The organism is Streptococcus sp. 29896 (genome assembly GCF_032594915.1).
GTDB lineage: Bacteria > Bacillota > Bacilli > Lactobacillales > Streptococcaceae > Streptococcus > Streptococcus suivaginalis.
The window spans coordinates 1,728,715-1,742,792 of record NZ_CP118733.1 but is presented as its reverse complement, the minus strand read 5'-3'; the positions used below and the strand labels follow the sequence as shown (position 1 = coordinate 1,742,792).

Below are 14,078 nucleotides of genomic sequence, written 5' to 3'. Positions count from 1 at the left end.
GAATGTAAGTCTAGGAGGCTACTTATGGAAGTCAAAAATGTCATGGAAATTTTGGAAGGAATGAAGCTAGGGATTTTTGCGACGGTTGATGAAGCTGGAAATCCCCATGCACGTCCGATCCATATTACAGCAGCCAATGAGGATGGTATTTTCTTTATGACTGGTTCGGAAACGCATTTCTATCAACAACTGATGGGGGATGAGCGTGTTGCACTAACAGCCCTGTCAGAAGAAGACTACTTGATTCAAGTTATTCGAATCGAGGGGAAAGCTCGTCCGGCTAGTCAAGAACTCTTGGAGAAGGTTTTTGCGGACAATCCTTATGTCCAACATGTTTACAAGGATGAGGAAAGTCGCAAGACCATGCAGATTTTCCAAGTCTATGAGGGAGATGGCTTCTATCATAGTTTGACGCAGGGGCATAAGTATGTCTTTAAAATCAATAATGGGGTAGGTCAAGCTCGAACAATCTAAGCCACTAGCTTCGCATTCATGCTATTCTGTGCTATACTAGAACGAAATAACCGAAAGCAGGAAATGCCATGACCAAATATGCCCTTTTTTCTTACACAACAGGTAATATAGGAGATGAGATTCAATCCGTTGCGACCAGTCGCTTTTTACCACGGATTGACTACTTCATCAATCGTGATTACATGAATGAGTTTCAGGCGGAAACGGATGAAGAAATAAAAATCATCATGAACGGATGGTACTCACATCGGCCGGAAAATTTCCCGCCTAAGCAGTCCTATCTTCACCCGCTCCTGATTTCTATGTATGTAGATGAGGATAGTAAGTCCTTGTTCTCATCTCCTGAAAATCGTGCTTTTTTCACCAAATATGAACCAGTTGGTGCTCGGTCGATCGATACCCAATCTTATTTTGAAGATCTGGGAGTTGAATCCTATCTCTCGCATTGCATGACCTTGACGATTCAATCTGAACCAGGAGTGAAAAAGCAGGACATTGTACTTGCGATTGACCTGCCAAATGCTGTTTATGATAAGTTGGCAAGAGAATCTGTTTATCCGGTTATTCGGATGAGTGCGGATATCAACCACCAGTACATGAGCCCTTCTCAACGGATGAAAGTAGCTCAGTACTACCTCTACCTCTATCAGTCAGCACGCTTTGTCGTTACCACTCGTTTGCATGGAACCTTGCCATGTTTGGCGCTTGGAACTCCTGTTTTGAATATTCAAGAACAAGGGTTTGAAGAAGGGCGTTTTGCTGGTTTGCGTGAGTTGGCCAACTACATGACGGTTGAGGAGTTTTTGGCAGGAGCTTGTGATGTGAACCAGCCTTTGCCAAATCCACAAAAGCATCTGGACATTCGGAAGGAACTAGAGGAACGCTGCCAAGCTTTCACAGGTTTTAAGAGCGAAGCTGGATACCTCAATGGGCAGGAAGTTACAGATTTCTTTATGGATCCAGAGTTGGTTCAAGCCATGGTGACGGGACTGTGGTCAGCTCACCAGTATTATGGAATCTATCGTTAAAAAAGGGGAAAATCCCCTTTTTGTTTACAGAAAAATGACAGACTATTTTTGCATTTCTAGTCTAGGCATGCTATGATAAAGGTAATATATAAGAGGGAATGAGGCATTTAAGTGGAAAAAGTGAGTGTAATTGTACCTGTTTACAATGGGGAAAAACATCTTCGTCAATGTGTCGAAAGTATTATGGCACAGGATTATAAAAATCTAGAGATTTTATTAATCAATGATGGTTCGACAGACGGGTCAGCTCTCTTGTGCGAGCAGTTACGTCAGCAAGATCGACGGGTTAGAGTGGTTCACAAGGTGAAGAATGAAGGTCTAGGCGCGGCCCGTAATACATCACTTGAGGTGGCGACAGGGGACTATATTGTATTTGTGGATGCAGATGATTGGATTGATCCTAATCATGTTTCTGATTTGTATGAACTACTTACTCGTACAGGAAGTGATGTAGCCATTTCCAACTTTACTCAGTATTACGAGGAAACTGGGCAGTTCAATTTACACATTGGGGCAGATGATTATTACGAGGCTGTTTATAGCCCAGAAGAGTGGTTTGCTTTCCAATATGGGGTTGGCCACAATATTTCCCTCTGTTTCACAGTACCTTGGAGCAAAATGTATAAAAAGTCTCTGTTTGAATACATCCTCTATCCGACAGATGGTTTTGGGGAGGATGACCGGACAACTTGGAAAACATACTTGGCAGCGAATCGAATCGCCTATATGCATCGCTCTAGTCTGATTTATCGTGTCAATGCGGGGTCGATGACCCAGACAGCCGATCAGGCGACAATCTTTTCAACGGAGCCAGTAGCAGAGCGCCTTGAGGTGTTGGGCTTGCTTGGTTTTGATTTGTCACGGGAAATTGCCGCCTACAAATGGCGTTCGCAGATAAATCGGGATAGCAAACTGCGTAATGGGGATGTAGTAGCTTATAAGAACCTGGAATTCCGCAAGCGGATGATAGATAAATACGGAAACAATTAAATGAGAGTCTATATTACAAATTTAAACGGTCAAGCAGCATCTTCAACGGCGCAGCTTGGACAAAATATGGTGACAGATATTGCGATTGACCTTGGCTATCGTGAACTGGGGGTCTATGCTTATAATATGGAGGCAGATAGTCCGTCTGAACTCAGTAAACGCTTGGATGGGATTGTGGCTGGCTTGCGGCATGGGGATGTTGTCATCTTCCAAACGCCGACTTGGAATACAACGAATTTTGATGAGCGCTTGATGGCAAAGTTGAAGGCTTATCAAATCAAAATTGTGATTTTTATCCACGATGTTGTTCCTTTAATGTTTGCGGGGAATTACTACTTGATGGACCGGACCATTGCCTACTATAATCTAGCAGATGTCATTGTGGCTCCGAGTCAAAAGATGATTGATGTCTTGCGTGAACATGGCTTGACTGTGAAAAAGACACTAGTTCAGGGGATGTGGGATCATCCGACCAATGCTCCGCAATTACCAGCTTATTATAAGCCCTTAATCCACTTTCCGGGCTCACCAGAGCGTTTTAGTTTCATGAAAAGTTGGAACTATCCTGTTCAGGTTCATCTTTATTGTCGCCAAGAGGTGGAGTTGCCAACCATGGTAAAACGCCTACCTTATCGCCCAGATGAACAGCTCTTGTTAGAGATGTCGCAAGGCGGATTTGGCTTGGTGTGGATGGATGATCATGACAAGGGGTATCAAACCCTCTATTGTCCGTATAAATTAGGTGCTTTTGTAGCAGCGGGCATCCCTGTGATTGTTCAGAGAGGAATTGCCAATCAGGAAATCATCGAGGCGAATGGACTTGGTTTGGTTGTGGACAGTCTGGATGAAGCGGTTGAAAAAATTCAAGCTATGACGCCAGCTGACTATCAGGGATTTGTGGCTAGAGTAAGGGCCTTTAATCCCTTGGTTCGACAAGGGTATTTTACGAAAAAATTATTGGTCAATGCTGTCTTTAGTGCCATATGTGATGGGGGAGAAGGATGAGAAAATTAGAAGAAATTCGTGTTTTGCCGATTTTGGATAGCCTTGCTTATATCAAAGAACACCAGTCCTCTGTTGTGCGATTTGGAGATGGAGAAATTGATGTGATTCAGGGGTCTAGCATCCCCTATCAGCCATATGATTCAGAATTAGCGGCAGCCTTAAAAGCTATTTTGACCATTCCAAGTTCTCCGGAATTAGTGGTGTGTTTGCCAGATGTTTTTCAAGGATTGGAACGGTATAACTCAAATGCTCAACAATTTTGGAAGAGTCATTTTGAGCGCTATGGTCAATTTTATGCCCAGGAGTGTCAATCTGACTGGTACGGTTCAACCTTTATCTCGCGTCCCTATATCGACTTGGTGGATAAGGAACCTGCGGCAGCCTATTTTGCGGCCATTAAGGACTTATGGCAGGGGCGAGATATTTTGATTGTCGAAGGTGAAACCAGTCGATCGGGGGTTGGAAACGACCTGTTTGCTGGAGCAGATTCTGTTTCTCGTATCGTTTGTCCATCAAAGAATGCTTTTGCTAAATACGATGACATTCTAGAAGCGATTTTAGAGCATGCAGATGATAAGTTGATCCTTCTGATGTTGGGGCCGACAGCTAAGGTCTTGGCAGTTGATTTGATGCAGAGGGGTTATCAGGCTATTGACTTGGGACACATCGATTCTGAGTATGAATGGTTTCAGATGAAGGCGACATCCAAGGTGAAACTTGACCACAAGCACACTGCTGAGCATAATTTTGATACAGATATTCAGTTTACAGAAGATGCGGACTACCTTCACTCCGTAAAGGCTTGGGTGGGTGTTGCGTCGCAAACTCTACAGGAGGTTTCGGTGAAAGAAGAACACGAAGTGCAAGCAGTACCTGCTTTAATTAGTATTATTGTCCCTGTTTATAATGTAAAGCCTTACTTAAACCGCTGCATTGATTCTTTATTGAAACAGACTTATCCTCATTTTGAATTGATATTAATTAACGATGGCTCGACAGATGGGAGCGCCTTTGTTTTGGAAGAATATGCCAAAAAAGATGAACGTATCCGTGTCATTCACCAGGAAAACGCAGGGGTGTCTGCGGCACGCAATAAGGGGATTGACAGTGCGAAGGGAGAATACATTACCTTTGTCGATTCAGATGATTTTGTAGAAGATTACTATCTCCAGCATCTATATGACGGAGCGAGAGAGTCAGGATCGGATATTGCTGCCACTAATTTCACCTCTTTCAATGAGGAACGGCAGTCTTTCCTTTTTTACCATCATGAAGGAAACTATTTCCAGACGGTTTATTCCATCCAAGACTGGTTGGACTTAGAGGGAAACATGAAAAACAATATGCACCTTGCTTTCACCTTCTCTCCGTTGAAATTATTTAAAAGGTCCTTATTTGGGGATATCCGCTACCCAACAGGTCGTCTCAGAGAAGACGATGCAACGATCTATAAATTGTATTTGAAAGCCAATCAGATCCATTTCACCAATGAAGGTCCCTATTACTATTCACAACGGCCGGAAGGGCTGTCTCGGTCTGTCATGTTGCAGGACATCACGACCATGATCAGTAACGCGGAAGAACGGATTGCGTTATTGGTGGCCTTAGGCTATAATCCGGCAGCCCAGATAGATTCCTATGTAGCTCGCTTGAAAAAATGTCAAGCAGATGCTCTCTATGCAGGTCAGATTGAGCTCTATCGGTCTATTAGTGCTAAGTTAGATTTGATGAATCGATTTAGAAAGTAGAAATAGGATGGAAAAAGTATCAGTCATTGTTCCTGTATTCAATGCGGGTATCTATTTGAAGCAGTGTTTGGATAGTATTTTAGATCAAACCTATCAAAACATTGAATTAATATTGGTGAACGATGGATCAACAGATGGTAGTGCCAGTGTTTGTGAAGCTTATCGTCAAAAAGATAGTCGAGTTAAATTGGTGAATAAGGCAATCGGAGGAGGAGGGGTCGGAGCAGCACGAAATACAGCCCTGCCTCTAGTTAGTGGTGACTATGTTTTATTTGTTGATAATGATGATTGGTTGGAACCGAATCACATTGAATATCTCTATCAGTCGTTGAAAGAGACGGACGCTGATATTGCTGTGGTTAACTTTACTCAATTTATGGAAGAGACCAATTCATTTGCTTTCCACCTGCAAGCACAGGATTATTTTAGGCAGATTTTTAGCCCACAAGAATGGTTTAAAAAAGAGTACGAGAGTCGATTTTCGATCAGTCAATGTTTTACCGTCCCATGGTGCAAATTGTATAAGGCTGCATTGTTAGATGGAATTGTCTATCCGGAGGATGAAAAGGTCGAGGATGACTATACAACTTGGAAAATATACCTAAAGGCTGAGCGAATCGTGTATTCAAACACTAGTTTGTATTATCATCGTAAGCGTCAAACAAGTGTGACCAAGACAGTTGAGATCTCTTCGGTTTTTCCTCTGAAGAGCATTGAAGAACGTATTGCTGTCTTATCATTGATTGGCTTTGATATCGAGCCAGAATTACGAGCCTATAGATGGCGATTGAATCTACATAAGGATTTTTATTTGAAAACTGGTAGGATGCAAGACTATCAAAAATGTATGCAAAAGATTTCAATTTTAGAAAAATGGAAAAGGTGAGAGTAATCTTATCTTTTCTTTTCATTTGTATTGAAAAAAACATATGAAAAAGCGCAGGAAAATGAGATCAATTGATTGACAGGAAGGGAAGGGAAGGGATAGGGTAAGATAGAAGCTATATTCTACCTATATTTATAGAAGGAAAAAAAGCCATCCGGCTCAGATTAGAGTCGGATGGTCCTTTGTGTCAAAATGAAAAAACAATCGATTACAGAAACTCATCGTCATACCCATGTGCGGATGCATAAGTCCGGAAAGCACTGGGTCAGAACTGTCATTTCTAAAGTTGCTTGGAAGATATTTGGCCAAAGCAACATTGAAACCAAATCAATTTCTCTAGCGTCAAAGTCAACCTATTCTTCGGCTAGTCTGTTGATGAAATCGGCTATGGTGGCTGGTTTGGCAGTAGCGGGCGGAGAATTAGTTCAAGCTCAAGAACTTAGTCAAGAGGCCTTGGTGACTAAAGAAGAGGTGGTGTTGGAAGTTGGTTCAGATGTAGCCAGCTTGTCCTTGTCTGCCTCAGAAAGCCTTTGGTTGAGCCAATCTAGTAGTTTGTCGGAGTCAGAGTCAATAGCATTTAGCCAGGAAGAGTCGCTCTCCCACTCTTTCTCGGAGTCTGAGTCGGTTTCCGAGTCGGAAAGTCTGTCAGGGTCAGACTCCATCTCTGTATCAGAGAGTCAAGTAACATTTACTACAAATAGTGAGGTAAATGAGCAAACAGTTCAGACGGAGCTTAGTCCACTTGAGCGTTTGGAAACAGGACTTTTTTATCAGGCATTGGAAAGTATTGAGCGGGCTCTGTCTCAACAAGTACCCAATTCGACGGATTTAACAAGTAGTAAGGGTCAACGTTACCTAGCAGCTCTTGAAGCAGCCAATGTGCAACTAGCGGCAGCAAAATCAGCTATGTTAGACAGCCAATTGAGTCAAGAACGATTGGATGCATTAACCAAGTCCCTAGCTCAAGCAGCCAACAATCTAACAGGTCGTTACCAACAGCTTGTTGGGGTTAGCGGTCAGGTAGGAACTGGTTTTAGAGCAACTGACACGACAGCGCCCACCTTCTCGGCTACAACGGATGTTTATGTTTTCCGTGGTGTGACAATGACAACCCCAATACAGGTGACGACGATCACTGATCCAGAGGGTGCGATCACGGCTGTTCGTATTACCCTTAACTTATCGAATGGTGTGTCTGAAAATAGTAAGGGATTAGCTATTTCTACCTCTGGTGTAGTCAGTGGTACGCCAAGTGCCAGTGCAGCGCTTGGTTTGTATACCAACCAAGTGAGAGCGACAAATGCTGCAGGGCTTACAAGCCTTTCGACCCCATTTAGACAGTATTTTATGGATGTACAAGGCGGAAGCGCAACACGCGAATATGGCGTAAAATTCACAGATGCGGAAATTACTGCAATCGTGAGCGCAACTCTTCGTTCAGGTACTGCCAATGTCAGTGGTGCAGGTTTGACATATACTGTCCTTACCTCCCATCAAATGGAAATTGGGACTCATGCAGTAACCGTTCGTGTACAAACCTATCAAGGAAACTACAAGGATGTTGTTGTTAACCTGACCTATACTCCGAACCAATCTATGACAGAAAGTTTGAGTCTCTCTGTATCGGAATCCGTCTTTGAGTCCGTCTCCGAATCCGTTCGACAATCCGTCTCTGAATCAGTGTCTGAGTCGCTATCCAATTCTATTCAGCAATCCGTCTCCGAATCCATCTCTGAGTCAATTTCCGAGTCAGTGTCAGAATCAATCTCAGAATCCGTATCGGAATCAGTTTCTGAGTCAGTGAGCGAGTCCATTTCAGAATCAGTCTCAGAGTCCATTTCAGAATCCATTTCAGAATCAGTATCAGAGTCAATTTCAGAATCCATTTCAGAGTCGGTATCAGAATCCATTTCAGAGTCAGTGTCTGAATCCATTTCTGAATCAGTCTCAGAATCCGTTTCTGAGTCAGTCTCAGAATCCATCTCTGAATCCATTTCAGAATCAGTCTCAGAGTCCATCTCTGAGTCAGTAAGTGAATCAGTCTCAGAATCTATCTCAGAATCAGTAAGTGAATCAATCTCTGAATCCATTTCAGAGTCAGTATCAGAATCCATTTCTGAGTCAGTATCGGAATCAATTTCAGAATCAGTATCTGAGTCCATCTCTGAGTCTGTAAGTGAGTCCATCTCAGAATCAGTCTCTGAGTCCATTTCAGAATCAGTATCAGAATCAATCTCTGAGTCTGTAAGTGAGTCCATCTCAGAATCAGTATCAGAATCAGTATCAGAATCAGTGTCAGAATCCATTTCAGAATCTGTATCTGAGTCAATTTCAGAATCAGTCTCTGAGTCCATCTCAGAATCAGTATCAGAATCCATCTCTGAATCCGTCTCAGAGTCAGTTTCTGAATCCGTATCTGAGTCCATCTCAGAATCGATTTCAGAATCGATTTCAGAATCCGTCTCTGAGTCAGTCTCAGAATCTAACTCCGAGTCAGTCTCAGAATCAGTATCCGAGTCCATTTCAGAGTCTGTAAGCGAGTCAATCTCCGAATCAATTTCAGAGTCAGTGTCTGAATCCATTTCCGAATCAGTATCCGAGTCCATTTCAGAGTCAGTTTCAGAGTCCATCTCAGAATCCGTCTCAGAGTCGGTTTCTGAGTCCATCTCCGAGTCAGTTTCAGAATCAGTCTCAGAATCAGTCTCTGAGTCAGTATCTGAATCAGTATCCGAGTCAGTCTCAGAATCCATTTCTGAATCAGTCTCAGAGTCCATTTCTGAATCAGTATCTGAGTCAGTGTCAGAATCCATCTCAGAATCAGTTTCCGAGTCAATTTCAGAATCAGTCAGCGAGTCCATTTCAGAGTCAGTTTCAGAATCAGTCTCAGAATCAGTCTCAGAATCAATCTCTGAGTCAGTAAGTGAATCGGTTTCTGAATCAATCTCGGAATCAGTATCCGAGTCAGTTTCAGAGTCAATTTCTGAATCAGTCTCAGAATCCATCTCAGAATCCATTTCAGAGTCCGTTTCAGAGTCAGTAAGTGAATCGGTTTCTGAATCTATCTCGGAATCAGTTTCCGAATCAATCTCTGAATCCATTTCTGAATCAGTGAGCGAGTCCATCTCAGAGTCCATCTCTGAATCAGTATCCGAGTCAGTTTCAGAATCAATTTCCGAATCCGTCTCTGAGTCAGTCAGCGAATCCATCTCAGAATCAGTGTCTGAATCCATCTCAGAATCCGTCTCAGAGTCCGTATCCGAATCAATTTCAGAGTCAGTCTCAGAATCGATCTCTGAATCCATTTCAGAGTCAGTATCCGAGTCCATTTCAGAATCAATTTCTGAATCAGTATCCGAGTCCATCTCAGAGTCAGTCTCAGAATCGATCTCTGAATCAATCTCTGAGTCCGTCTCCGAGTCAGTGTCTGAATCAATTTCAGAATCCGTCTCAGAGTCAGTCTCAGAGTCCATTTCCGAATCAGTCTCAGAATCAGTCTCAGAATCAGTCTCAGAATCGATTTCAGAATCAATCTCTGAATCGGTATCTGAGTCCATCTCAGAATCCATTTCTGAATCAGTCTCAGAATCCATCTCAGAATCCGTTTCTGAGTCAGTATCCGAGTCAATTTCAGAATCCGTTTCAGAGTCAGTAAGTGAATCGGTTTCCGAATCCATCTCGGAATCAGTTTCCGAATCAATCTCTGAATCCATTTCTGAGTCCGTCTCAGAATCCATCTCTGAGTCAGTATCTGAGTCCGTCTCAGAATCGATTTCAGAATCAATTTCTGAATCCGTCTCTGAGTCCATTTCCGAATCAGTTTCTGAGTCAGTCAGCGAGTCCATTTCAGAATCAGTCTCAGAATCTATCTCAGAATCAGTCTCAGAGTCCATCTCAGAATCCGTATCCGAGTCAGTCTCAGAATCCGTTTCTGAGTCAGTATCCGAGTCAGTCAGCGAGTCGATTTCTGAATCCATTTCAGAATCTATCTCTGAATCAGTCTCAGAATCAATTTCTGAGTCCATCTCTGAGTCAGTATCCGAGTCAGTCTCAGAATCCGTCTCAGAATCCGTCTCTGAGTCAGTATCCGAGTCAATCTCTGAATCAGTATCTGAATCAGTATCTGAATCAGTATCTGAATCAGTATCAGAGTCCATCTCAGAATCCGTCTCAGAATCCATCTCAGAATCCGTCTCCGAGTCCATTTCAGAATCAGTCTCTGAGTCCATCTCAGAATCGGTTTCAGAATCCATTTCAGAGTCAGTGTCTGAATCCATTTCAGAATCAATCTCTGAATCGGTATCTGAGTCTATCTCTGAGTCAGTATCAGAATCCATTTCAGAGTCTGTAAGCGAGTCCATCTCAGAATCCGTCTCCGAATCAATTTCAGAATCTATCTCAGAATCCATTTCAGAGTCTGTAAGTGAGTCCATCTCAGAGTCAGTCTCAGAGTCCATCTCTGAATCAGTATCCGAGTCCATTTCAGAGTCAGTCTCAGAGTCAGTCTCAGAATCAGTCTCTGAGTCAGTATCAGAGTCAGTATCAGAGTCAGTATCAGAATCCATTTCAGAATCAGTCTCAGAATCCATTTCAGAATCCATTTCAGAGTCAGTGTCTGAATCCATTTCAGAATCAGTATCCGAGTCAGTCTCAGAATCCATTTCTGAGTCCGTTTCTGAATCAGTTTCAGAGTCCATTTCTGAGTCCATCTCAGAATCAGTCTCCGAGTCAGTTTCAGAGTCCATTTCTGAATCCATTTCAGAGTCAGTAAGTGAGTCCGTATCAGAATCCATTTCGGAATCAGTCTCAGAGTCCATTTCCGAATCAGTTTCTGAGTCAGTCTCAGAGTCAATTTCTGAATCAGTCTCAGAATCAGTTTCTGAATCAATCTCTGAGTCAGTTTCAGAGTCAATCTCGGAATCAGTTTCCGAATCAATCTCTGAATCAATCTCTGAATCCATTTCAGAGTCCGTTTCTGAATCAGTATCCGAGTCCATTTCAGAGTCAGTCTCAGAATCTATCTTAGAATCAGTCTCTGAGTCAATTTCTGAATCAGTCTCAGAATCCATCTCTGAATCAGTATCCGAGTCAATTTCTGAATCAGTTTCTGAGTCAATCTCTGAGTCAGTTTCAGAATCCATCTCAGAGTCAGTGTCAGAATCTGTATCAGAGTCCATTTCGGAATCAGTATCCGAGTCCATTTCGGAATCAGTATCCGAGTCCATTTCGGAATCAGTTTCTGAGTCAGTCAGCGAGTCCATTTCCGAATCAGTCTCAGAATCTATCTTAGAATCAGTCTCTGAGTCAATTTCTGAATCAGTCTCAGAATCCATCTCTGAATCAGTATCCGAGTCAATTTCTGAATCAGTTTCTGAGTCAATCTCTGAGTCAGTTTCAGAATCAATCTCAGAGTCCATTTCCGAATCAGTCTCTGAATCAATTTCTGAGTCAGTATCAGAATCGATCTCTGAATCGGTTTCAGAATCAATCTCAGAGTCAGTATCAGAATCTATCTCCGAATCAGTCTCTGAATCCATTTCTGAATCAGTCTCTGAGTCAGTCTCAGAATCCATTTCAGAATCAGTCTCCGAATCAATATCAGAGTCAATTTCAGAATCAATCTCTGAGTCAGTCTCCGAGTCAATTTCTGAGTCAGTCTCCGAATCAATCTCAGAATCAGTCTCTGAGTCAGTATCAGAGTCAATCTCAGAATCCATTTCAGAATCAGTCTCTGAGTCAATTTCTGAGTCAGTCAGCGAGTCCGTTTCAGAATCCGTCTCAGAATCCATTTCTGAGTCAGTCTCAGAGTCCATTTCCGAATCAGTATCCGAGTCGATTTCTGAATCAGTCTCTGAGTCCATTTCCGAATCCATTTCTGAGTCAATTTCAGAGTCAGTTTCTGAGTCAATTTCAGAGTCAATTTCAGAGTCAGTCTCAGAATCCGTCTCTGGGTCCATCTCTGAGTCAGTAAGTGAATCAATCTCAGAATCCATTTCAGAGTCAGTCTCCGAATCGATTTCAGAATCAGTGTCAGAATCCATTTCAGAGTCAGTGTCAGAATCACTTTCAGAATCCGTCTCTGAGTCAGTATCCGAGTCGATTTCAGAATCCGTCTCAGAGTCAGTTTCAGAATCCATTTCTGAGTCAATTTCAGAGTCAGTTTCTGAGTCAATTTCAGAGTCAGTCTCAGAATCCGTCTCTGGGTCCATCTCTGAGTCAGTAAGTGAATCAATCTCAGAATCCATTTCAGAGTCAGTCTCCGAATCGATTTCAGAATCAGTGTCAGAATCCATTTCAGAGTCAGTGTCAGAATCACTTTCAGAATCCGTCTCTGAGTCAGTATCCGAGTCGATTTCAGAATCCGTCTCAGAGTCAGTTTCAGAATCCATTTCAGAGTCGGTGTCTGAATCTATCTCAGAATCAGTCAGCGAGTCCATCTCAGAATCGATCTCTGAATCAGTTTCTGAATCTATCTCCGAGTCAGTCTCCGAGTCCGTTTCTGAATCCATACGCGAGTCAGTCTCCGAATCAATCTCTGAATCCATTTCAGAATCCATTTCAGAATCCATTTCAGAATCTATCTCTGAATCCGTCTCCGAATCAATTTCAGAGTCAGTCTCAGAATCAGAATCAGTTTCAGAATCAATCTCTGAGTCCGTATCCGAGTCCATTTCAGAATCAGTATCAGAGTCAGTCTCAGAATCAGTCTCTGAATCAATTTCAGAATCCGTCTCCGAGAGTGATCGTGAAATCCACAGTCATGGTCCGGGATTACTCAATCCGCCGCTGCCAACCTTGGATATCAACTCTATTAGTCAGTCGTTATCACTTTCAGAGCACTACTCAGAGTCGGAATCTGTCTCTGGAACTGAAGCGATTACGCCTGTTCAGCAAGTTCCATCTCAATCCCTATCCGAATCTGTGCTCCAAGCCTTGCCAAGCACAGGTCAGGAATCGCAAACCTCCCTCTCCTTGCTCGGAGGAATGCTGTTATTTGGACTATTCAAAAAGAAAAAACAAAAAGAAGAGCAAGAATAATCATGAAACCAGTTGTAATCAACTGGTTTTTTGATTTTATTGATATAAAAATGAAAATGATTAAAAAATATATGAAAGAAATCTATTTTGAAAACTACGTCGAAATAATATGTTAAATTTGAAAGTAAAAGACGAAAAATCCGTTTTCATTTCAGTAAAAATCATTGACTTTAGTATAATTCATTGGTATAATGGATAAATTATTTAGGGGGACTATTGGGGAATAGGACATTTTTAGGACACTAAATGATAAAGAAACATCAGGGGGATTTCTTTGAATGAAAATGCAAAGAAAAGATGACTTTACCGAAGTATCTCGAAAAAGTCGTGTAAAAATGCATAAATCCGGTAAGCACTGGGTGAGAACAGTCATGTCGCAAATCGGTTTGATGCGTATTGGAGGCAAGTCTTCGGCAAGTTCAGCCGAGGTCAACCTTGCCACTGCAAAACGTTCAATGACCGCAAGCCAATTGTTACGCGGGTTAGCAGCAGCGGGAACTGTTGTGGGGGGGAATGTCGCGGTTGAAACCGTTATGGCTTCTGAAGTTGTCGCGACATCAGAAACAAGTACATCAACCTTGGCAGAAGCAGATACTGTCGTGTTAACGACAGTTGTCGACTCAGACTCAATTTCAGTAAGCTCCTCGGAATCGACATCGATTTCCGAATCAGCGAGTCAGTCTGAGTCAACCTCAGCATCGGAATCGACATCGATTTCGGAGTCCGAATCGCTCAGTTCATCAGAGTCCGTATCGAACTCAGAAAGTCAATCGGCTTCAGAGTCGCTCTCTGTTTCAGAATCAACTTCTGTATCACATTCGGAATCTGAATCAGCATCGACTACGCCATCAAGTTCGACAAGCTCTGAAACCAGCACAAGTGAATCAGCAGCAAGTGAAACAGGATCTGAAA

7 protein-coding genes and 2 pseudogenes are annotated in these 14,078 nt (G+C 42.5%); all 9 read left to right on the top strand.

Going from position 1 to position 14,078, the window contains the following annotated elements; genetic code table 11:
* The first annotated feature begins 24 nt into the window (after window positions 1-24).
* Window positions 25-474, top strand: a complete 450-nt coding sequence (locus tag PXH68_RS08005; protein ID WP_248028731.1) for a pyridoxamine 5'-phosphate oxidase family protein — start codon at window positions 25-27, stop codon at window positions 472-474.
* A gap of 68 nt (window positions 475-542) precedes the next feature.
* The gene (locus PXH68_RS08000; RefSeq protein WP_248028732.1) at window positions 543-1,502 is read left to right on the top strand and encodes a polysaccharide pyruvyl transferase family protein; all 960 of its coding nucleotides are present in this window, start codon (window positions 543-545) and stop codon (window positions 1,500-1,502) included.
* Between the two features lie 120 nt (window positions 1,503-1,622).
* Window positions 1,623-2,492: a glycosyltransferase family 2 protein gene (locus PXH68_RS07995; RefSeq protein WP_316715603.1), complete on the top strand. Its 870-nt coding sequence runs from the start codon at window positions 1,623-1,625 to the stop codon at window positions 2,490-2,492.
* The gene (locus tag PXH68_RS07990; protein ID WP_248028734.1) at window positions 2,493-3,497 is read left to right on the top strand and encodes a sugar transferase; all 1,005 of its coding nucleotides are present in this window, start codon (window positions 2,493-2,495) and stop codon (window positions 3,495-3,497) included.
* Window positions 3,494-5,245, top strand: coding sequence for an SP_1767 family glycosyltransferase (locus PXH68_RS09895; RefSeq protein ID WP_248028735.1), 1,752 nt, complete (start codon window positions 3,494-3,496; stop codon window positions 5,243-5,245). Before PXH68_RS07990 ends, PXH68_RS09895 begins: the two co-directional genes overlap by 4 nt.
* Before the next feature lie 7 nt (window positions 5,246-5,252).
* The gene (locus PXH68_RS07975; RefSeq protein WP_248028736.1) at window positions 5,253-6,131 is read left to right on the top strand and encodes a glycosyltransferase family 2 protein; all 879 of its coding nucleotides are present in this window, start codon (window positions 5,253-5,255) and stop codon (window positions 6,129-6,131) included.
* A 174-nt stretch (window positions 6,132-6,305) separates the two neighbouring features.
* Window positions 6,306-12,485: pseudogene (locus tag PXH68_RS07970) on the top strand (DUF445 family protein); the annotation flags it as partial.
* Between the two features lie 438 nt (window positions 12,486-12,923).
* Entirely contained in the window at window positions 12,924-13,166 is a 243-nt protein-coding gene (locus PXH68_RS07965) for an LPXTG cell wall anchor domain-containing protein (protein WP_316716092.1), read from the top strand.
* A 278-nt stretch (window positions 13,167-13,444) separates the two neighbouring features.
* Window positions 13,445-13,540, top strand: a pseudogene (locus PXH68_RS07960) (KxYKxGKxW signal peptide domain-containing protein); the annotation flags it as partial.
* Window positions 13,541-14,078 lie beyond the last annotated feature (538 nt).

Coding starts and splice junctions, on each gene's coding strand:
- PXH68_RS08005 (WP_248028731.1), top strand. CDS start 25: ATGGAAGTCAAAAATGTCATGGAAATTTTGGAAGGAATGAAGCTAGGG.
- PXH68_RS08000 (WP_248028732.1), top strand. CDS start 543: ATGACCAAATATGCCCTTTTTTCTTACACAACAGGTAATATAGGAGAT.
- PXH68_RS07990 (WP_248028734.1), top strand. CDS start 2,493: ATGAGAGTCTATATTACAAATTTAAACGGTCAAGCAGCATCTTCAACG.
- PXH68_RS09895 (WP_248028735.1), top strand. CDS start 3,494: ATGAGAAAATTAGAAGAAATTCGTGTTTTGCCGATTTTGGATAGCCTT.
- PXH68_RS07975 (WP_248028736.1), top strand. CDS start 5,253: ATGGAAAAAGTATCAGTCATTGTTCCTGTATTCAATGCGGGTATCTAT.